The organism is Enterococcus sp. DIV1083b (assembly GCF_051713705.1).
Lineage (GTDB): Bacteria > Bacillota > Bacilli > Lactobacillales > Enterococcaceae > Enterococcus_D > Enterococcus_D casseliflavus.
The window spans coordinates 2,115,448-2,135,939 of the sequence record NZ_JBIOQJ010000001.1; the positions used below are offsets into that span (position 1 = coordinate 2,115,448).

General features: G+C 43.3%; 23 protein-coding genes and 1 other annotated feature. Of the genes, 5 read left to right on the forward strand and 18 right to left on the reverse strand.

The annotated features are described in order from the left end of the window. Window positions 1–15: 15 nt before the first annotated feature. From IGI69_RS09750 to dnaX, 14 genes are all read right to left on the reverse strand, one after another. Window positions 16–672: a DNA alkylation repair protein gene (locus IGI69_RS09750; RefSeq protein ID WP_074535176.1), complete on the reverse strand. Its 657-nt coding sequence runs from the start codon at window positions 670–672 to the stop codon at window positions 16–18. A 19-nt stretch (window positions 673–691) separates the two neighbouring features. Beyond that, window positions 692–1,816, reverse strand: coding sequence for a DNA polymerase IV (gene dinB / locus IGI69_RS09755; protein WP_005229832.1), 1,125 nt, complete (start codon window positions 1,814–1,816; stop codon window positions 692–694). 184 nt (window positions 1,817–2,000) lie between these two features. Next, window positions 2,001–3,551 carry an IS1182 family transposase gene (locus tag IGI69_RS09760; protein WP_074536951.1) on the reverse strand — a complete coding sequence of 517 codons (1,551 nt, stop codon included), beginning with the start codon at window positions 3,549–3,551 and terminating at the stop codon, window positions 2,001–2,003. A 195-nt stretch (window positions 3,552–3,746) separates the two neighbouring features. After that, window positions 3,747–4,088 (reverse strand): P-II family nitrogen regulator, encoded by a 342-nt coding sequence (locus IGI69_RS09765; RefSeq protein WP_438740675.1) that lies wholly within the window; start codon window positions 4,086–4,088, stop codon window positions 3,747–3,749. Between the two features lie 16 nt (window positions 4,089–4,104). After that, window positions 4,105–5,322, reverse strand: coding sequence for an ammonium transporter (locus IGI69_RS09770; RefSeq protein ID WP_005229828.1), 1,218 nt, complete (start codon window positions 5,320–5,322; stop codon window positions 4,105–4,107). A gap of 171 nt (window positions 5,323–5,493) precedes the next feature. Further along, window positions 5,494–6,354 carry a 16S rRNA (cytidine(1402)-2'-O)-methyltransferase gene (gene rsmI / locus IGI69_RS09775; protein WP_438740677.1) on the reverse strand — a complete coding sequence of 287 codons (861 nt, stop codon included), beginning with the start codon at window positions 6,352–6,354 and terminating at the stop codon, window positions 5,494–5,496. Between the two features lie 70 nt (window positions 6,355–6,424). Next, window positions 6,425–6,772 (reverse strand): DNA replication initiation control protein YabA, encoded by a 348-nt coding sequence (locus IGI69_RS09780; protein ID WP_026008088.1) that lies wholly within the window; start codon window positions 6,770–6,772, stop codon window positions 6,425–6,427. Window positions 6,773–6,791: 19 nt separating this feature from the next. Next, the gene (locus IGI69_RS09785) at window positions 6,792–7,592 is read right to left on the reverse strand and encodes a PSP1 domain-containing protein (RefSeq protein ID WP_005229821.1); all 801 of its coding nucleotides are present in this window, start codon (window positions 7,590–7,592) and stop codon (window positions 6,792–6,794) included. Between the two features lie 29 nt (window positions 7,593–7,621). Beyond that, window positions 7,622–8,554: a DNA polymerase III subunit delta' gene (gene holB, locus IGI69_RS09790; RefSeq protein WP_142968236.1), complete on the reverse strand. Its 933-nt coding sequence runs from the start codon at window positions 8,552–8,554 to the stop codon at window positions 7,622–7,624. 14 nt (window positions 8,555–8,568) lie between these two features. After that, window positions 8,569–8,898, reverse strand: a complete 330-nt coding sequence (locus IGI69_RS09795) for a cyclic-di-AMP receptor (RefSeq protein ID WP_005229817.1) — start codon at window positions 8,896–8,898, stop codon at window positions 8,569–8,571. A gap of 32 nt (window positions 8,899–8,930) precedes the next feature. Next, entirely contained in the window at window positions 8,931–9,578 is a 648-nt protein-coding gene (gene tmk / locus IGI69_RS09800) for a dTMP kinase (protein ID WP_005229815.1), read from the reverse strand. Window positions 9,579–9,598: 20 nt separating this feature from the next. Then, window positions 9,599–10,195 (reverse strand): recombination mediator RecR, encoded by a 597-nt coding sequence (recR, locus tag IGI69_RS09805; RefSeq protein WP_005229813.1) that lies wholly within the window; start codon window positions 10,193–10,195, stop codon window positions 9,599–9,601. Window positions 10,196–10,209: 14 nt separating this feature from the next. Then, the gene (locus IGI69_RS09810; RefSeq protein WP_005229811.1) at window positions 10,210–10,524 is read right to left on the reverse strand and encodes a YbaB/EbfC family nucleoid-associated protein; all 315 of its coding nucleotides are present in this window, start codon (window positions 10,522–10,524) and stop codon (window positions 10,210–10,212) included. 20 nt (window positions 10,525–10,544) lie between these two features. Continuing rightward, window positions 10,545–12,266 (reverse strand): DNA polymerase III subunit gamma/tau, encoded by a 1,722-nt coding sequence (gene dnaX, locus IGI69_RS09815; RefSeq protein ID WP_438740679.1) that lies wholly within the window; start codon window positions 12,264–12,266, stop codon window positions 10,545–10,547. A gap of 283 nt (window positions 12,267–12,549) precedes the next feature. Here dnaX and IGI69_RS09820 point away from each other — a divergent pair, with 283 nt between their 5' ends. The 3 genes from IGI69_RS09820 to IGI69_RS09830 are packed head-to-tail and all read left to right on the forward strand — an operon-like array spanning window position 12,550 to window position 15,738. Further along, on the forward strand, window positions 12,550–13,779 hold the full coding sequence (locus tag IGI69_RS09820; RefSeq protein ID WP_438740681.1) for an SPFH domain-containing protein: 1,230 nt from the start codon (window positions 12,550–12,552) through the stop codon (window positions 13,777–13,779). Between the two features lie 16 nt (window positions 13,780–13,795). Next, complete coding sequence (locus IGI69_RS09825; protein WP_438740683.1) at window positions 13,796–14,917, forward strand: TFIIB-type zinc ribbon-containing protein; 1,122 nt, start codon at window positions 13,796–13,798, stop codon at window positions 14,915–14,917. After that, window positions 14,914–15,738: a TPM domain-containing protein gene (locus tag IGI69_RS09830; RefSeq protein WP_201689435.1), complete on the forward strand. Its 825-nt coding sequence runs from the start codon at window positions 14,914–14,916 to the stop codon at window positions 15,736–15,738. The genes IGI69_RS09825 and IGI69_RS09830 overlap by 4 nt, the downstream gene beginning before the upstream one ends. A gap of 201 nt (window positions 15,739–15,939) precedes the next feature. Here the strand turns inward: IGI69_RS09830 and IGI69_RS09835 are convergent, their stop codons facing one another. Then, on the reverse strand, window positions 15,940–16,908 hold the full coding sequence (locus tag IGI69_RS09835) for a pyridoxal-phosphate dependent enzyme (protein ID WP_175496481.1): 969 nt from the start codon (window positions 16,906–16,908) through the stop codon (window positions 15,940–15,942). Between the two features lie 210 nt (window positions 16,909–17,118). On the opposite strand from IGI69_RS09835, the gene IGI69_RS09840 reads away from it, so the two are divergent. Further along, entirely contained in the window at window positions 17,119–18,138 is a 1,020-nt protein-coding gene (locus tag IGI69_RS09840; protein WP_005229799.1) for a branched-chain amino acid aminotransferase, read from the forward strand. 148 nt (window positions 18,139–18,286) lie between these two features. Continuing rightward, window positions 18,287–18,460: a hypothetical protein gene (locus tag IGI69_RS09845; RefSeq protein ID WP_005231922.1), complete on the forward strand. Its 174-nt coding sequence runs from the start codon at window positions 18,287–18,289 to the stop codon at window positions 18,458–18,460. A gap of 118 nt (window positions 18,461–18,578) precedes the next feature. Here the strand turns inward: IGI69_RS09845 and rplL are convergent, their stop codons facing one another. The 3 genes from rplL to rplA all read right to left on the reverse strand — a co-directional run bounded on the left by rplL (window position 18,579) and on the right by rplA (window position 20,457). Continuing rightward, on the reverse strand, window positions 18,579–18,950 hold the full coding sequence (gene rplL, locus IGI69_RS09850) for a 50S ribosomal protein L7/L12 (protein ID WP_003127081.1): 372 nt from the start codon (window positions 18,948–18,950) through the stop codon (window positions 18,579–18,581). A 61-nt stretch (window positions 18,951–19,011) separates the two neighbouring features. Next, the gene (gene rplJ, locus IGI69_RS09855; RefSeq protein WP_005236672.1) at window positions 19,012–19,512 is read right to left on the reverse strand and encodes a 50S ribosomal protein L10; all 501 of its coding nucleotides are present in this window, start codon (window positions 19,510–19,512) and stop codon (window positions 19,012–19,014) included. A 65-nt stretch (window positions 19,513–19,577) separates the two neighbouring features. Then, window positions 19,578–19,704: a sequence feature (ribosomal protein L10 leader region), on the reverse strand. Window positions 19,705–19,767: 63 nt separating this feature from the next. Further along, a complete protein-coding gene (gene rplA / locus IGI69_RS09860) occupies window positions 19,768–20,457 on the reverse strand; it encodes a 50S ribosomal protein L1 (protein ID WP_005229790.1) in 690 nt (229 codons plus the stop codon). Between the last annotated feature and the right edge of the window lie 35 nt (window positions 20,458–20,492).

Sequence of the window (20,492 nt, forward strand, 5' to 3'; positions counted from 1 at the left end):
CAGTGACCAAGCTTTTTACAGGTACTTACTTGCTTCACGAATCGTCAAAGGCGCCAGACTTGTTTGATAGCGAAGCAGAAAGTCTTGGACCCACTGAGGATTCGTCTTGCCATAATCTCGTAAGCTCCAGCCAATGGCTTTGTTGATAAAGAATTCAGAACTCCCCAAATTATTGACGAGGACCTCTTCAAGCAGTGGTCGATCCATCTGTTCTTTTTGCAGCAGTTGATGGAGTATTGCCACTCGCCGCAGCCAAAGATTTTCCTCAAGACTCCAGCGAAGCATTTCAGCTTTTAACGCTGGCAGTCGGCGAACTAGTTTTCTGACAACCTCACTTAGGGCGTCCACGCTATCCCACCAAGCTTTTGTTATGACTAGCTGTTCAATTTTTGCCAGATCGATGGCTGCTAGAAACGGCTCCATCACCACTAAATAATCAATCGCAAGGTATTGGTGTTCCCGATAGCTGCTTTGCCAACAATGATCGATAAAGTCCCAATCAACCGTTTTCGTTTGTTTTGCTGCTTTGAAGGTCGCTTTCTCCTGCTGGCGGCGCAACGGCGTAGGAATGCCTAAAAAATCAAACTGATGCCGCATGTAGGCGGCCATTTTTTCACTTCGCTCCTGATTAGCCAATCCTGTCATCGTGTCATATACTTGATAGAGTGTCATTTTGCTCCTCCTCTTCAGCCTACTGCTCGTCAGATAGTTGCCATAAGGGCAGTACGATATTTTCATAGGTCAGTGGATCAAGATTTGTGACGGTGATCCCCAAAAGACGGATGCCTTTTTCCAGACCTAAAATTTCTTCCCAAATCAGACTTGCTTCGGAAAATAGCTGTTCTTTTTTATGAACATAGGTTGGCAAGGTCACTCGCTTGGTGATCGTAGAGTAATCACTGTAACGAACTTTCAACACGACCGTCTTGCCATGTTTTTGTGTGCGCTTCAGTGATCTTTCGACTTCTTCTGCGATAGCCCGTAACTGGCTCAATACTTGTTCTTCACTGGTTAATGGATTGCCGTATGTATGCTCTTTTCCAACTGATTTCCGTTCTCTCGTCACACTAACTGGGGAATCATGGATCCCTCTAACTTTCCGATACAAGGAATACCCCATTTTGCCAAATTCACGAATCAGCGCCATCTCACTCCAGCCATACAGATCAGCTCCTGTAAAAATACCTAACTCATGCATCCGCGGAACAGTTTTCTTCCCGATCCCGTGAAATTTATCAATGGGTAATTGTTGCAAAAATGCCACTGCCTCATCTGGCATCACCACCGTCAATCCTCGTGGTTTATGATAATCCGAAGACAGTTTTGCCAAGAATTTGTTGTAACTGACTCCTGCCGAACAGGTCAGATGAGTCTCTTGCCAGATGTCTCGTTGAATCAAACGAGCGATCTTAATTGCTGAAGGACAATTGATCTTGTTGACTGTGACATCTAGATACGCTTCATCAATAGAAACTGGTTCGATGATGTCGGTGTACCGATGAAAAATTTCTCTGACTTGCTGGGACACTTCACGATACTTTTGATGATTTCCCGGTTTAAAAATCGCTTGCGGACAAAGCTCATAGGCTTTTTGCGCACTCATTGCCGAGTGGATGCCATATTGTCGTGCCAGATAATTGGCGGTCGTGACCACTCCTCGTCCGCCAGTATCACTTGGGTGACGGGCAATGACGAGGGGATGCTTAGCAAGCTCTGGATCATCCCGTTCTTCCACCGAAGCAAAAAAAGCATCCATATCAATATGAATAATTTTGCGGCTCGTATCATTTTTTAAGGGAAATTGCAGTTCCGACATCGTTGTTCACCTCACTTCTTATTATAAACGAACAGAGGTTCCCTATCAAGCAAGGAATCGAGGGAAGCACGCAAAAGGGGGCGTGACATAAGTTAATTAGTTACGCTCTCCAAAATATAAGGAGCACTCGAAAATCATGTGATTTTTCGAGTGCTCCTTGTTTTTTTTATTCATTTTGGGTAGTTCAAGTACCTATTTTTGTCAATTTCATCATATTGATTGCCGTAATGAGTAAACCCGTCTGTTTTCTGACTTTTTCTAAGCCCCGAACCGTGTATCGAGTGAAACCCAAACAAGCCTTCATAAATCCGAAGACTGTTTCCACGTCGATCTTTCTCCGACCATATATTTTTTGAATTTCAGGCGTTGATAAGCGCTCTTTTTGTTTTTCTTTATGGTATTCCCAAGACGGATTTACAGTGATCTTTCTGCGATTCCCCTTTGGGGTTAAGGCTTCAGGAATGAGCGCTTGGTTCGCATCCGTTTTTTCTGCTTGGTATTCTTTAAAATCTCGGACAAAGCCATCCGCATCTGTTCGTTGACGGTAAGCATGAAAATTGAATCGTACCCCTTTGGGGTCGATGTAAAAGTCCTCCTTAGGCTCATAATCCCAATTCATTACTTTCCGATCATCTGTCTGCCATTTCTTGCTTTGTTCTTTAAACATCGTTCCATAAGGAATCAGTGCAGTATGCTGGGGAAGTTCATCTTCTATATAGCGGTAATTGCTTTCTGAACCATAGCCTGCATCGGCGACCAAATAATGAGGGGACTTTTGTGCAATCTTCATCTTTTCCAGTAATGGTTTCAGCGTCTTAGTGTCTGTTGGGTTTTGAAAGACATCGTAGCCGAGTACAAATTGATTACAAGTAGCGATCTGCAGGTTATACGCAGGCTTAAGTTGGCCATTTTTCATAGGGTCTTCTTTTACGCGCATGAATGTCGCATCATGATCAGTTTTTGAATAACTGTTTCTTGTCCCATAAGTAGAAAACTGCGTTTGATGTTCCAGAAGTTTTTCTCGTTTTGTATTTAATTTGCGTACTTGGCTTTTCAACGTTCGCCGTTGTTGTTTCGCTGGATTTGGCGAAAGACGTTTCGTTGCCTCAACTTCTTTTTCTAATTCTTCCAGACGTAGTTCCATCCGTGTTAACAGTTCATCTATCATGTCTACTGTCAAGGTCGTCCCTTCGGGAATCTGTTTCAGGGCATACGCTTCTCTTAGTTCCGTCATCATAGTAAGCAGTTTTTCGCGATTCATTTGATCGAATCGGATCGTGTTTTTCTTCCAGACAAAGCTGTACTTATTCGCATCTGCCAAGATTTTTGTACCGTCAATAAACAACGCATCATCAATCAGATTCCGTGCACGCAGATACTCTGTCAACTGATCTAAGCCTTTATTGGTCAACTCCTGCACATCATTAGATACACAAAAACGGGCGATCGTTCGATAAGTTGGAACCCGTTCTTGCGTCAACCAGCGAGCATATAGGTTTTCTTCAGCTAAGCGTTCAATCTTGCGACTTGTAAAGGTTTCTCGCGTATACGCAAAAAGAACCAACTTCAACATGGCACCTAAATCATATTCTCTTGGTCGACCAAAAAGATAGGGGTCATTAATCTGAAGCGCTTCGACCAGTTCATGGATAAAAACGGCGACATGATTTTCTTTTGGAGAAAATGAAGTAGATAGATCCAAAGTGAGTTGATTCATGTTATAATTAGTATACATTTTGTTTAGTCCTTTCAGGATTAAATGATGGGGCATTGGCGGCAACCGGTGCTCCTTTTTATTTTACCCAAAAAACCGCAAGAAATGAACGATTTCTCGTCATTTCTTGCGGTTTTCTTCTATGGACTTATGTCACAGTTCCTTCCTTCTACATTCACTGCTTTTGCGGCCCTCTTCGTGGTCCAAGAAGTTCTACTATAAGGCAGCTTCCCCTCGTTCATTAGTGCGAATCCGAATCGCTTCTTCCAACGGGTAGACGAATATTTTGCCGTCACCGACTTCATCTGTCCGACAGATCGATACAATCAGCTCAATCACCGCATCGACTTTTTCATCTGCTAAAACAAAACGGACATTTACTTTTGGTAAAAGAGTTGTGATCACTTCTTGGCCACGAATAAACTCTTTGAGGCCTTTTTGATTGCCACAGCCCAGCACTTGACTGACTGTCATGCCGCTGATCAAATCAGACTGATCCAAAGCGGCCTTTAGTTTTTCTAATTTTTCTTGGCGAATAATCGCTTCAACTTTTTTCATGACTGCTCCTCCACTCTTAAGAGTCTAACCCCATAAAGGTAGGATAGGCCGTTTCGTCATGTTCGATCCGATCCATCCCCACTGCTTCTTCTTGTTGCGATACGCGAATCGGCATTACCCATTTGATCAAAGTGATAATGACGAAGGATAAGATACCTGCGAATAGAATCGTAAATACGATACTTTCGGCTTGTGCGAGAAAAAGATCAACGCCGCCATAGAGCAACCCTGACCGTCCACCCACTGCTGGATCCGCAAAGATCCCCGTCATCAAACCGCCAAAGATCCCGCCTACGCCATGGCAGCCAAAGGCATCCAGCGCATCATCTAATCCTAGACGATGTTTGATGACAGAAATAAAGAAGTAGCAAAACGGACTGACTAAAGCGCCAATGATAAAGGAAGACCAAAGCGAGACAAATCCCGCACCTGGTGTGATGGCAACTAAGCCCACGACGGCTCCAGTACACGCACCAACGATCGTCGGTTTGCCCAACACGATTTTTTCGATCAGCATCCAAGAAAGCATCGCACTGGCTGCTGCCGTATTCGTGGTCATTAGGGCGTGGATCGCTAGACCATCAGCTGCTAACGCAGAGCCAGCATTAAAGCCAAACCAGCCAAACCATAAAAGGCCAGCACCTAGTACAACAAAGGGAATATTATGAGGACGATATTCGGTTTGATGAAATTCTCGCCGCTTACCGACAACGATCGCTAAGACTAACCCACTGATACCCGAACTGATATGAACGACATTGCCTCCTGCAAAATCGATCGAGCCGATCGCATCTAAGAAACCGCCGCCCCATACCATATGTGCCATTGGAAAATACACGAGAACTAGCCAGAAGCCGATAAATAGGAAAATAGCTGAGAAACGCATTCTGCCCACGACAGATCCAGTAATGATCGCCGTTGTGATCAAGGCAAACATCATTTGAAAGGCCGCAAATAACCCTTCAGGAATCCCTTCTCCTTCTGTCATCGAGACATGATTGAAAAAGACTTTATCTAAATTCCCAATAAATGAGCCTGTGCCGCTAAAAGATAAGGTATACCCTAAAGCGACCCATAGCACAGACGCCAAGCCCATCGTACAAATCACCATCATCATGGTATTGAGGATGTTTTTGCGACGTTCCAATCCTCCGTAAAAAAATGCCAATGCTGGAGTCATAAGAAAAACCATGCCGCTACAAATTAAAATAAATGCAATATTCCCTGTGTTCATTTTTGACGCCCCCTTTTCTTTATGTTAGCTATCCTAACATCATATTTTCAAATAATCTAGATTTTTCTGAGAAAATCTTGAATTTTCTGAAAATAGCTAACTGTCGATGTGAGATAATTTAACACAAGTCCGAAAAAAGACAAAAAAATACCGAGAGAATTCTCGGTATGATTACGTTTCTAATTGATGGTAGGCTTGATAAACAAGCTGTTTCTTCACTTGATTGCGTTTAGCCACTTCTTTGATGGCTTCTTTTGAGGACAAGTCTACCTCTTTCATCAAGGCTGCCACCTGTTCAGCATAGCTTCCTTCATAAACGACTTCAGGAATTTCAGAAGCGCCTTCCACTAATAGACAGCATTCCCCTTTGATTGGTTGTTGGTCGAGGTATTCAATCAATTCTGAAAAGGTCCCTCGCAAGTATTCTTCGTGGATTTTCGTCAATTCACGGCAGATAACTGCTTGACGTTCTCCCAATACCTCTTTCATCGTTTCGATCGTCGCTGCGATTCGATACGGTGACTCATAAAAAATCATCGTAGCTTCTTGGCTTGCCAATTCACTTAACGCTTGCTTTTGTTCTTTTTTCTTACGAGGTAAAAAGCCATAAAAAAGATTCGGCTGCGGTGATAAGCCAGAAGCGATCAGCGCGGTCAAACCAGCCGTAGGTCCTGGGAGCGCAATCACTGCGATTCCTTCGACCAAGCACGCCTTGACTAATTCATGACCTGGATCACTAATGGAGGGCATACCAGCATCACTGCATTGGGCAATAGTCTTGCCCATTTGCAGCTGTTCTATCAGCTGTGGCACCCGTTCTTTATAATTGTGTTCATGTAAGCTTTTTTGCGGTGTCGCAATCTCAAAATGATTTAACAATTTCTGGGTATTTCGAGTATCTTCACTTGCGATCAGGTCCGCTTCTTTTAAAATTTTGACACATCGGAACGTCATATCTTCCAAGTTACCGATCGGTGTTGGAACAAGATACAGTTTTCCAGTGTCATGTTTATAACTTTGCTGCTTTTGCATGTACTGCTCCTTTCGAAAAAAAGACCAGCAGAAACTGATCTTTTTTCTAACGAACCGCTTCGTCTGTCAGCTATTTGCCGCTTTCACGATAGATCACTTCTAGACAAAACGCACAAGGTTCGTCATGTTCTCTGCGAGAACCGTATAAGTCATAACAAACATGAAATCCTTCTTCGTAAATCTTTTCTAAATTCATCCGTGATTTAGAAAGCTCTTGTTTGACCGATTCAGCGGGTGCATCTGCCACTTGGTTCAACTCACGAATGTGTTCACGTAAGCGTTGATTTTCCAATTCTAATGTCGTATTTTTTTCGACGATTTCTTGCAAAGACTGCTTCATTTCCGCTAGATTATTCAAGGAATTTTGCAACTCCACTTCTAACTGATTCAATCCGTCATATATTGATCGTTTGTCCATGCTCATTATGGTCACCTACTTATTTTGTCACTAGTTCTTCATAATCATACTCGATTGGTGTTTGCCGATCATGCAAACGGACTTTGATCACTCGGCTCAACAGATCCAGCCCAACCACACGTCCTTTGCCATCTGGCGTTTCAACTTCCTTGCCGCGATCCGGCAATTCTTTTTTTGCACGCTCATACTCTTCACTTTCGTACTTAAGACAACACATCAAACGACCACATAACCCTGAAATTTTTGCAGGATTTAAGGAGAGTCCTTGATCCTTAGCCATCTTGATGGACACTGGGATAAAATCGCCTAAAAACGTCGCACAGCATAGTTTGCGACCGCAGGGTCCAACTCCGCCTAGCGCCTTTGCTTCATCCCTGACACCAATTTGGCGCAGTTCGATCCGTGTATGAAATTCACTTGCCAAGTCTTTGACCAACTCACGAAAATCAACGCGGCTTTCTGCCGTGAACGAAAAAATCAGTTTTGTGCGCTCAAAGGTATATGCCACCCGAATCAGCTTCATTGGCAGCTGGTGTGCTCGGATTTTTTCTTTCCCAATTTTCAACGCTTCGTCTGCTGCTTTTTGATTGGCGGCAGCTTGCTCCAAATCTTTTTTCGTCGCTCGACGCAGGATCGGTTTGACTGCTTGAGGCAAATCGCTCTCATTCATTTTTCTGCTTTTGGTAACCACCGTGGCAAGACATTTGGCATCTTGTGATTCCACGATGACTTGTTCATTTATGGTATAGGTCTGTTTTTTTGGTGTGTAAAAATAAATCTGGCCTACGTCATGATAACGCACTCCGACAACTTCGATCATCTCTGGTCTCCTTTTCCGGCTGCTGCGTTTTATCCATAGATGATTTTCACGGAAAATTGTTCTGCCACTCCTTGGAAAGACACATTGGCTTGCAATTTTTTTTGTGCTTGCAATGCGGCTTCAATGGCACGATTGATCTCTTTTCCCCATAAACCTTGTGCCAACAATCGATCTCGTTCCTCTTGAAAGTAAAATAACAAGAGCAAAAAGATTTCTGATTGCTGATTTTTTTCTTTTGCTAGACCCAATAATTTTTTCTGAACAAAAATAAATGCTTGCGGGTCTTTCTTCAAAAGGTAATTCACCCAACGCTTAACAGCATCCTTAGTTTCATTAAACCATTCATCCTGCGAGATTTCAACTGCTTTATGATAACTATTAGTCAAGTGGCTCAGAAGTCGACTCGTCTCTTTGGAAAGTCCTTCTTCTTGCAGCTTCTCCTGTAGTTTTTCTTTTGACAGCGGCGAAAAATGAATGATCTGACAGCGAGACTGAATCGTCGGCAAAATACGTCCTAAACTCTCGGTTTCTAAAATCGCCAAAAAGTTTCCCACCGGTTCTTCTAAAAACTTTAATAGGCTGTTGGCAGCGCTGTTGTTCATTTTGTCTGCTTGAGACAAAATAAAGATTTTCAGACGACTTTCAAAGCCGCTCTTTGAGAACTCCTCTTGCAGCTGCCGAATCTGATCGACTTTGATCATCTGCCCATCCGGCTCGATTTGGATGACGTCAGGATGCTCTCCTTGGGCGATCCGCAGACAATTGCTGCATATGCCGCAAGGGGCTTCTTCTTGCACATTGGTACAAAAAAGGCGTTTTGCGAGCCACAGACTTAATTCGTGCTTGCCAGTCCCCTTGTCCCCTTCAAAAAGATAAGCATGAGCAATGCGCCCATGCTTGATACTTTTTTTTAGTTGGGCAAAAACAAGAGGCTGATATTCTTGTAGAAATAACTCCTCCATGAAAAGCTCCTTTTTTAATATTGATGGAATCCGTCAACCGGTAGCACGAACACAGTTGCTCCGCCGACTTCGACTTCGACTGGATAAGGAACTTGACCGTCTAAGGAAATGTCTAAAGACATCGGTGTCGAGACATATTGTTTTCTTGATTGACAGGTTTTTTTGATCAATTCTAATGCATCTTGTACCCGATCGTCTTCAATACCAATGATAAACGTACTGTTGCCAGCCTTTAAAAACCCACCCGTTGAGGACAATTTTGTAGCACGGATATTGGCATCAATAAACTCATTTGCCAAACGATTACTGTCTTTGTCTTGTACGATTGCCATAATTAATTTCATGGGACCATCTCCTTTGTGTTATCCAACCTACCCTAGATTGACTTGAAGTAAGCAGGATACGATTCAACGATTGCTGAATAGCTGGATTCAACAACTTCTTGTAACCCCATTCTAGCATCAATCTTATGAATGCGTACAGGATTTTCTTCCGCCAGCTTAAGATACGCATGACGAACCCGTTGGTGAAACTCCAATCCTTCCGAATCTAAGCGGTCATATTGATGTGCGCGGTTTTCTTGGATGCGACGCAAGCCAGTATCAGAGTCAACATCTAGATACAAGGTAAAATCAGGCGTCGTTCCTTCCGTCGCAAACTCGTTGATCCGTGCGATCTCAGGAATCCCGATGCGGCGTCCAGCTCCTTGATAGGCAAGCGAACTGTCAACAAAGCGGTCACAGATCACGATGTGACCAGCATTCAATGCCGGCAGGACAACCTCAATCAAGTGTTGGCGGCGGGCCGCTGCATAAAGTAAGGCTTCCGTCCGCTCATCCATTTCTTCATTTCGCGGATCTAAAATAATTTTACGAATCTTTTCAGCGATTTTAACTCCGCCAGGTTCTCTTGTTTTCACGATTTTTCTTGTTGCTTCAAGCTGTAACCGAGGATACAACTCTTCGATCACACTGGTTTTTCCAGCACCATCCGGTCCTTCGATGGTTATAAACAATCCATTCACCCTAATTGCCTCCAATATCTTTATAATTCTCGGCGACCTTCTACTGCTTTTAGCAAGGTCACTTCATCCGCGTATTCAATATCGCTGCCCACAGATAAGCCATGAGCCAAACGCGTGACTTTAATACCAGCAGGCTTGATCAAACGTGACATATACATCGCCGTTGCTTCACCTTCCGTGGTCGCATTGGTCGCAATAATCACTTCTTTGACCTGATCATCATGCAGCCGCTGTATCAGCGATGCAATGTTGATATCTTCTGGACCTGTCCCTTCCATCGGGGATAACACGCCATGCAGCACATGATAAAGTCCATGATACTCCCGGACTTTTTCTAGTGCCATGACATCTTTAGGCTCTTCAACCACTAAAATCGTTTCTTTGTCTCTTGTTGGATCACTACAGATCTCACAAGGATCTTCTTCAGTTATATTTCCGCAAATACTGCAAAAGTGCAAATCTCGTTTGACACTAAGCAACGATTTGGCAAACTCATTGACGACTTCTTCTTTCATATCGATCGTATAAAATGCCAAACGTGTCGCGGTTTTTTGTCCGATTCCCGGCAGTTTCATGTAACTGTCGATCAATCGGGCGATCGGTTCAGGATATTGCACCGTCATTTCTCCTTTTATAGACCCGGAATGTTTCTTGTATATTTGCCCATCGTTTGTTCCGATTCTTTTTCAATTTTCTTCAATCCGTCATTGACAGCTAAAATGATCATATCTTGCAGCATTTCCACATCGTCAGCATCAACGATCGCTTCATTGATAGTAATGTCTTGTAACGTCTTATCGCCAGTAAAGGTCGCTTTGACATAGCCATTTGTCGATTCGCCGATAAATTGTTTGCTGTTCAGCGCTTCTTGTTCTTTCATCATTTCTTTTTGCATTTTTTGCATTTGTTTCATCATGCCTTGCATATTTCCCATGCCTCGCATCATTATCAATCACTCCATTTTCATTAATTTTCTTCAATGCTGGTTAATTCACCAAATAACTCTTGCGCTTTTGTCACTAAGTCGTCATTTTCTGGTTCGACAGGAGCGGCTTCGGTCTCTTCTTGGTCTACTTCAATTTCCGAATCTGCCGCTGCTTGACCGCCGGCCAAAAACTCTTGCCGTAGTGCCGGCCAACTTTCTTTTGTGATAAAGACAGCCTGTGGGGCGTAGTCTTTGATCATCCGAGACAATTGATTATGGATCATCAATTGGAACTCTTGGTCGTTACTTGCTCGCTGGCATAAAATCTCATAATCAAAAGCGATCACGACGCCCGATTCGCTGGCAGCTTTTGCTTCACTGGAATGCAGCATAGCTCTTTGCGTCACGGAAAGAGACATCAAAAGATCGTCCCAAACATTGCGAACGTTTGCCAAGTCTTTCTTCGTTGCACTTTTCAGTACTTGGAACACGCGTTCCTTTGGTAAACGGAACGTAGTGGTCGCCTTGGCTTTCTTCACTGGCGCAGTGGTTTCCGCAACGGCACCTGCCGGTCGATTCTCCTGCAGTCGTTGCACCTCTCCCTGAAGTTTTTGCAATGCTTGCCGTAACTGCGCCACTTCTTGACTATTATCAGCTGAATTGCTAGCAACAGCAGCACTTTCTGGATCATTGGCTAATTTGACCACAGCCACTTCCAGATAGATCGTAGGATTGTTCGTAAATCGTACTTCATTTTGCGTATCGTTTAAGACCGTGATCCAGTGATAGATTTTTGCTGGCGGGGTATTTTTTGCCAGTGTTTGAAACGCTTCAGTCAACTGCAGCGACTTTTCAGATAGCAGCTGCGGCGCTTGTTGATACATCAGCAAGTCTCGACAATAAACCAACAAGTTTTCCAATAAACGTCGGGCTTCTTTACCAGAGGCTAATAACTCCCGCAAGGTCGCTAACGCATCGGCAACTTCTTTTTCCCCGCAAGCCTGCATCAGACGGTCCATCATTTCATAGGACAAGCTGCCCGTCACTTCAAGAGCATCTTGGGTCGTTACGGTTCCATCACTAAAAGCGATCGCCTGGTCGGTGATACTCAAGGCATCCCGCATACCGCCTTCTGCGGCTCGCGCAATGATCTGTAAAGCTTCTGCTTCGTAATTGATCTCACTAGTAGTAAGGACCGTTTCTAAATGACCCACGATATCTTGCGTATTGATCCGTTTGAAATCAAAGCGTTGGGTTCGGGAAATGATCGTTGCTGGAATCTTATGGGGCTCTGTTGTTGCCAAAATAAAGACAACATTTTTCCGTGGTTCTTCCAATGTTTTTAGTAAAGCGTTGAATGCGCCTGTTGACAGCATGTGCACTTCATCGATGATATAAACTTTGTATTCAGCTTGGGTCGGTGCATAGTTCGCACGATCACGAATAAAGCGAATTTCTTCTACACCGTTGTTGCTTGCCGCATCGATTTCGATCACGTCTTCTTGCGTCCCTGCTGTGATTGAGCGACACATATCGCACTCATTGCAAGGCTCACCGTTGACCTGGTTCGGACAATTGATGGCTTTGGCAAAAATTTTCGCTGCACTTGTTTTCCCGGTTCCTCGAGGACCCGTAAATAAATAGGCATGCGAGATCTGGTTTTGATCGATTGCATTTTTTAAGGTTTGGGTAATTGCTTTTTGTCCGACAACATCATCAAAACGCTGAGAACGCCAAACACGATATAATGCTTGATAAGCCATAGTTTTCCACACTCATTTCAAAATTCGCTACCTTCTATTATACGTAATATCAGCCAAAAAAACCACCGTTTGCGTGGGGGAATCTCAAAAGAAATGGAAATTTAATCCGCAACCTACCATTTGTCTCTTTTATTCAAATCCACCTGCGAACGAACCGTTTATTGATGGATTTTGCGAAAAACTCCTCTCCAACTTTAGACTGATAACGTAAATCTCACCTCCTATGGTATAATGAATCTATGTTCATCTATTGTGATGAAAACAATTTAAAGGAGGACTGAAAATGGGTATTATCAAAGCGGCAACAAGCGCAATTGGCGGCGGATTAGCAGATCAATGGCTAGAGGTGATCGAGCCTGACAATATGAGCGATTCGACAGTAATGACAAAAGGTGTCAAAGTGCGGCGTAATGACAAACGCGGTGCCAACAGAAAAGGCACGGAAGATGTCATCACTGATGGCTCAGTGATCCATGTCTATCCGAATATGATGATGTTATTGGTTGATGGCGGGCGAATCATCGATTATACCGCCGAAGAAGGCTACTATACAGTGAAAAACGAATTAGCGCCTTCAATGTTAAACGGTTCATTGAAAGATGCGATTTCTGAAACGTTTGACCGCTTTAAGTTTGGTGGCGTTACACCGCAAAAACAACAAGTTTTTTATATCAATCTACAAGAAATCAAAGGGATTCGCTTCGGTACTTCCTCGCCTTTGAATTATTTTGACAACTTTTACAACGCAGAACTTTTCTTGCGGGCGCACGGAAACTATTCCTTACGAATTACCGATCCAATTTTGTTCTATACGAATGCGATCCCAAAAAACAAAAGTCAAGTCGATATCAACGACATCAACGAGCAGTACTTAGCTGAATTTTTGACCGCCCTACAAACAGCGATCAACAAAATGTCCGCTGATGGCGAACGAATTTCTTACGTTCCATCTAAGAGCATGGAATTAAGCAAATATATGGGAACGGTTCTTGATGACAGCTGGCGAGAACTCCGAGGAATGGAAATCGTTTCGGTTGCCGTCGCAAGCATCTCTTATACGGATGATTCCGTAAAATTGATCAACATGCGGAACCAAGGGGCAATGTTAGGCGACCCTTCGATTCGTGAAGGCTATGTTCAAGGTTCGGTTGCTCGTGGTATGGAATCTGCCGGTAGCAATGCCGCTGGCGCTACGACTGGGTTTGTTGGCATGGGCATGGGGATGAACGCTGGTGGCGGTTATTTGAACCAAGCGTCACAAAATAACCAACAGCAGATGCAGCAGCAACAAGCACCTGCACAAAACAACGCAGATCATTGGGACTGCCCACAATGCGGCACCTCCAATACTGGTAAATTCTGCAGCAATTGCGGCACGCCAAAACCAACGAGCGATGGACCAAGCCTGAAAATGAAATGCAGCGATTGTGGTGAAGTGATCGATTTAGCCAACGGCATTCCAAAATTCTGTCCGAATTGCGGCAAACCTTTCAAAGGTGTCCCAGTAGACTAATTGAGGAGGATTGCTGATGGATGTTATCACACATAAGTGCCCCAATTGCGGGGGCGCTTTAACTTTTGATCCTGGTGATCAAAAATTTCATTGTCCATTTTGTCTGAGTATTTTTACTGAAGACGAAGTCACTGCCTTTGAAGAAAAGCAAAAAGAAGCGCAAATGGCCACTGATTCTTCTGTAGATGTCACGGCTGCCTCAGTGACGGAGCCGAGCCTGGAAGAAGAAGTGCAGCAACAAGCCAATGCACAAGCGGGACAGATGGACCTTTTCACCTGCCCCAGCTGCGGTGCTGAAATCGTGACGGATGCAACGACGGCCGCAACCTATTGCTACTTTTGCCATAACCCGGTCGTTTTATCTGGACGGCTTTCGGGAGAATTTTTGCCAAACAAAGTCCTTCCCTTTGCGATTGAAAAAGAAGAAGCAACACAAAAGTTCTTAGAATGGGCACAAAAGAAAAAATTTGTCCCACGGGATTTCTTCGATCAAGCACAAGTAGAGAAATTGACTGGCGTATACTTCCCTTATTGGGTCGTCGATGCCGAGATGAACGGCTCCCTTTCAGGAATGGGTACCTCCTTGCGAATTTGGCGAGTGGGTGACATTGAATATACCGAGCATAAACAATACGACGTCTTGCGACGAGGCAAAATCAAGGTGAACGAATTACTCAAGCATGCGTTGTCAAAAAACGTTCAGCAAAAAATGGTAACTGGTGTTCAGCCGTTTCCCCTGGAAAAAGCCGTTGCGTTTCGCAGTCAGTATTTAGCCGGCTTCCAAGCAGAAAAAAGAGACATTGAATACATTGATCTTTCCGACGAAGTCAAAAACGAATTATCGGGTTATGCTGAAAATCTGCTAGCAGGTACGGTCAATGGCTATACTAGTTTTAAACGCAACAATCGATCCATCAATCTAACAAAAGAAGAAAACAACTACGTTTTGCTTCCTGTATGGCTAGTGACCTATCGAGCCGATGATGAAAACAAGAGTGCCTTTTATTATGCGATGAATGGGCAAACAGGAAAAGTCAGCGGTGTTTTACCGATCAGTTACAAACGCTTGGGAATCGTCAGTGGCGCAATTTTCGCGGCAACGACCATCCTCGCATTGATTGGAGCGTATTTCCTATGAAAAAACTATCTTATTTGTTGCTTCTGCTGGTTGGCTTTTTCTTAACCACCCTGCCCGCCTTTGCAGCCGAAGAGACAGTCGCAGACCACGCTGGACTTTTTACCGAACAAGAAATCCAGAAGTTGAATGAAGAAGCAGAAGCGCTGAATGCGAAAATCAAAGGCGAAGTGTTTATTCAAACAACGAACAGCAACACGGGAGATATCGAGTTGTATACTAATCGATATCTTTCAAGACGGATCGGCAACGACAACAACGGATCCGCTTTGGTGATCGATATGTCGCAACGTAAATTTCACGTTTCGACTTCTGGAAATATGATCGATTACCTCACCGATTCACGTCTAGACAACCTTCTTGATGCGGTATTTGACCAGATGGCAGAGGGAAATTATTACCAAGCGGCATTGGTCTATCTGCAAAAAGCAGCTGGTTTTGTGGAAGCAGGTGTTCCTGCCGATCACTATCGTATCGATCGTGATACTGGAAAAATTACTTATTACAAAGTGATGACGCCACTAGAAATTGCTATTTGCTTAGCGATCGCAGCAGTGATCAGTATCGCCTTTTTCATCATTGTTAAATCCCGTTACCAATTAAAAATGGGCGGCTACAAATTTAACTATCTAGAAAAATCAAGTATTGATCTGACCCAAAAAGAAGATCGCTTAGTCAACTCCTTTGTCACAACCAGACGCATCCCCCGTCCTTCGAATAATGGCGGAGGCGGCGGTGGTGGCGGTTTTTCTGGCGGTGGCGGTGGCAGTACGACCCACTCTTCTGGCGGCGGTACTTTCGGCGGCGGCGGACGTAGTTTCTAATCGTTAAATAGTTGTTTTGAATGTAAAAAAGAGTTCCTTCAAACGGGAACTCTTTTTTTTTTGCTGCTTTTCATACCATGAATCGACAAGATCCTTTAGCTATCGTCACAATGATTTTGACCCTATCGCAGGTAAAGATATAGAGATCCTTTTGATAATTTCAAATGAACCTCATCGATTTTACTTGAGTATGCTTTTTATTCAAATCATTTCCTTAAACACAGAGAAATCAATATTGCCGCCGGAGACTAATGCCACAGTTTTCTTTCCTCGAAGTAAATGATCGATCTGTCCGCTTAAAATCGCCGCTGTACTTAATGCACCAGCACCTTCTGCAATGACTTTTTCCTTCAAAGCCAAGTAATGGATCGCTTGTTCGATGTCGGATTCTTCAACTAAGACCGTTTCATCGATACGGGTCTTTAAAACATCATAGGTCAGCTCCCCTGCTAAAGCAACATCACAGCCATCGGCGATCGTTCTACTGCGGCGATTGGCTACCAGCTTTTGCTGCCAGATCGATGCGATCATACCATAAACGCCATAGGATTGAACGCCGATGATTTTGACTTCTGGACGAAGTTCTTTTAAGGCTAAAGCCATCCCAGCGATCAACCCACCACCGCCGATGGGAATAATGACATTATCAACATCTGGAAGATCCTCCAACAGTTCGATCGCAATCGTTCCTTGCCCCTCCATTACTGCACGATCATCAAAGGGAGAGACAAAAACTTCGCCACTGTCTTTCATGGCGTCTACTGTCAGTTGTTTGGTTTCATCAAACGTCTCTCCTGCTAAAACGACTTGTGCGCCATAGCTTCTTGTCGCCTCTATTTTTGTTTTAGCAGCCGTTAATGGCATAAAGATTCGGACATTGATCCCCAGTAACGATCCGGCGAGAGCAACACCTTGCGCATGATTTCCTGCAGAACAGGCGATGACACCGCGAAGTTTTTCTGCATCAGTCAATGAAGCGAGCTTGTTATACGCCCCCCGCGCTTTAAAGGAGCCTGTACGCTGTAGATTTTCTAATTTCAAAAATATCGTGCCCTCTTTTTCTTTGCCTAAAATATTACTTGGTGCAAGTGGTGTATGGATCATGATTGGTTTCAATCGTCGATACGCAGCAGCGATCCCCTGACTGTCCGTCAACACTTCCTCAATCACAAACGTTCCCCCTTTTTTGTTTTTTTATACTCTCATTGAAGCACAGAACTTGTAGAAAAACAAACTGGGGAACTCGTACAAGCAAATAGCACTTCCCTATCCTTTACACGTCAATGTCACCAACTCTTCTTACAGAAGAATTTTCAGAAAATAATGACATTTCTTTTCTGAAGTGCTATACTTAGAAAAATTAAAAAAGGGTGTGAACGAATGACAATCGATTGGTCAAATTTAGGGTTTTCTTATATCAAGACGCCATGGCGTTTTTTGGCAACATGGAAAGACGGTTCTTGGAATGAAGGCGAACTTACCGAGGATAATTATCTGCATATCCACGAGGGATCAACCGCTCTTCATTATGGACAGCAATGTTTTGAAGGACTAAAAGCCTACCGAAGAAAAGATGGCGGCATCAATTTGTTCCGTCCAGACGAAAATAGCAAACGGATGAATCGCAGTGCCTATCGCCTGCGCATGCCAGAGGTTCCTGAGGACTTTTTCTTAGATGCGGTAAAACAAGTAGTAAAAGCAAATCAGGAATATGTTCCACCTTATGGTAGCGGCGCCACCTTGTATATTCGTCCTCTATTGATTGGGGTGGGAGAAAACATCGGTGTCAGTCCAGCACCAGAGTATATTTTTACGGTTTTTTGTATGCCTGTCGGTCCTTACTTTAAGGGCGGATTGACACCGACCAATTTCATTGTTTCTGACTATGATCGCGCGGCTCCAAATGGTACTGGCGCAGCCAAAGTTGGTGGAAATTATGCGGCGAGTTTGTTGCCTGGATACGAAGCCCATCAGCGGAAATTTTCCGACTGCATCTATCTGGATCCAGAAACGCATACCAAAATCGAAGAAGTCGGTTCTGCTAACTTTTTCGGAATCACGGCTGACAATGAATTTGTGACACCAAAATCTCCTTCTATTTTGCCAAGTATCACAAAATATTCATTGCTGCATCTAGCGCAACACTCATTAGGATTGACCCCTGTCGAAGGCGATGTTTATCTCAATGAGCTGGATCGGTTTGTCGAAGCGGGTGCCTGCGGAACAGCTGCTGTTATCTCCCCAATCGGCGGGATCCAAAACGGTGAGGATTTTCATGTGTTCTATAGTGAAACGGAAGTTGGACCACAAACCAAAGCATTGTATGATCAATTGACTGGCATTCAATTTGGGGATATTGCGGCTCCAACGGGTTGGATCTTTGATGTCCCATTGAAATAGTCACACCCATGGACCATCTTAAAACGAACGGTCCACTGTGATCGTTCGTTTTATTCTCTTTCCGCCTAACAATTCCTTTCCATCAGGAGAGAATTGATTGCCACAACTCTTTCGACTTGTTACAATCATAGCAAAAGGAGGCGTAATGATGGGTAAACGACTCGGCTATTCTTTGCTTGCAACAGCATTGTATTTGGTGGTTTCCAATATCGGTAATCTCGTTTTTGGTATCAACCGCAGCTTTAGCTGGACCACAACATTGTGGGAAGCATTTTTCTTTTTTATTTTTGTGTTCCTATTCCAACAATTCCGAAAAAAATAAGCAGTGATCCTCGCTAGTAAGAAACGGGGATCGCTGCTTATTCCTTTTGCAGGAATTTCATTTACTAAAAAAAAAGCGCCAAACCCCTTCATACGAAAGGATTTGACACTAAGAAAAATTATTTAACTGTTACTGAAGCGCCAACTTCTTCTAAAGCTGCTTTCAATGCTTCAGCTTCGTCTTTAGAGATGCCTTCTTTAACTGCTGAAGGAGCTCCGTCAACGACTGCTTTCGCTTCTTTCAAGCCTAAGCCAGTTGCTTCACGAACTGCTTTGATAACTTTAACTTTTTGATCGCCAGCTGCAGTCAATTCTACAGTGAATTCAGTTTGTTCTTCAGCAGCACCAGCATCGCCAGCTCCACCAGCTACAGCTACAGGAGCTGCAGCAGATACGCCAAATTCTTCTTCGATAGCTTTAATTAAATCGTTTAATTCTAAGATTGTCGCGCCTTTTAGCTCTTCGACAATGTTTTCAATGTTCAATGCCATTTTGTTTTCCTCCATTTAAGTAAGTAGTTTAGTTTTTTAATACTGAAAAATCATGCGGCAATTATGCTGCATCTTCTTCTTTTTCTGCCACTGCTTTGACAGCGTAAGCCACGTTGCGGATAGGTGCTTGTAGCACAGATAGCAACATAGAAAGAAGTCCTTCGCGGTTTGGCAATTTCGCCAATGCAGTAATTTCTTCCAATGAAGAAACTTTGCCTTCGATGATACCGCCTTTGATTTCTAAAGCTTTTGCGTCTTTTGCGAAATCGTTAATGATTTTTGCAGGTGCAACAACGTCTTCGTTACTGAATGCTACGGCAGTAGGACCAGTGAATACTTCACCTAAACCTTCTAGACCAGCTTTTTCAGCAGCACGAGAAAGAATTGAGTTTTTGATAACTTTCATCTCAACGTTTGCATCACGCAATTGTTTACGTAAGCGAGTTACTTCATCAACAGTTAGTCCACGGTAGTCAACAACGACTACAGATGCGGCTGCAGAGAATTTTGCACTCACTTCATCAACGATCGCGGATTTTTTAGCGATAGCTGCTTCACTCATTTATATTTCACCTCCTGATTTTGATGGAAGAGTTTCTTCGAAACGAACGGTTCCTATGTCTTAAAAAAAGACAATAAAAAACTCTATGCCACCGTAGACATAGAGGGACTATTGAAGGTTCTCAATAAACGTCCTCGGTAGGAAATTAAGGCAAATGCCACCTACTGTCTTCGGTACAGTTAAACTTTTAACCTTGACTACCTTACCATAGATAAGGCAGTCAAGTCAATAAAAGTTTTAAATTTTTGTATTAAATTAGAAAGAAGCTTGTTCTACATGGATCCCAGGTCCAAATGTTGTTGTAACTGAGATATTTTTCATGTATTGACCTTTTGCTGCTGAAGGTTTAGCTTTCAACAATGTTTCATGGATTGTTTTGAAGTTTTCGATTAATTTGTCATCTTCAAATGAAACTTTTCCGATTGGTACGTGGATGTTTCCAGCTTTGTCAACACGGTAAGTTACTTTACCAGCTTTAACTTCGTTAACTGCTTTTGTTACGTCCATTGTTACTGTACCAGTTTTAGGGTTAGGCATCAAACCTTTAGGGCCTAACACACGACCTAATTTACCAACAGTAGCCATCATGTCAGGCGTTGCAACAACAACGTCAAAATCGAACCAGCCACCTTGGATTTTTTGAACCATATCGTCGTCACCAACGAAATCAGCACCAGCTGCTTCTGCTTCTTTGGCTTTATCGCCTTTAGCAAAAACTAAAACTGTTTGTGTTTTACCAGTACCGTTTGGTAATACAACCGCGCCACGGATTTGTTGATCCGCTTTTTTAGGGTCTACGTTTAATTTGTAAGCAACTTCAACCGTTGCGTCGAATTTTGCAATATTTGTTTCTTTTGCCAAAGCTACTGCTTCTTCAACTGAATAAGCTTTTGTAGCATCAACTTTTTTCAATGCTTCTTGCATTTTTTTGCTTTTTTTAGCCATTTTGTTTCCTCCTTGATGTGGTTATAACGGTAGAA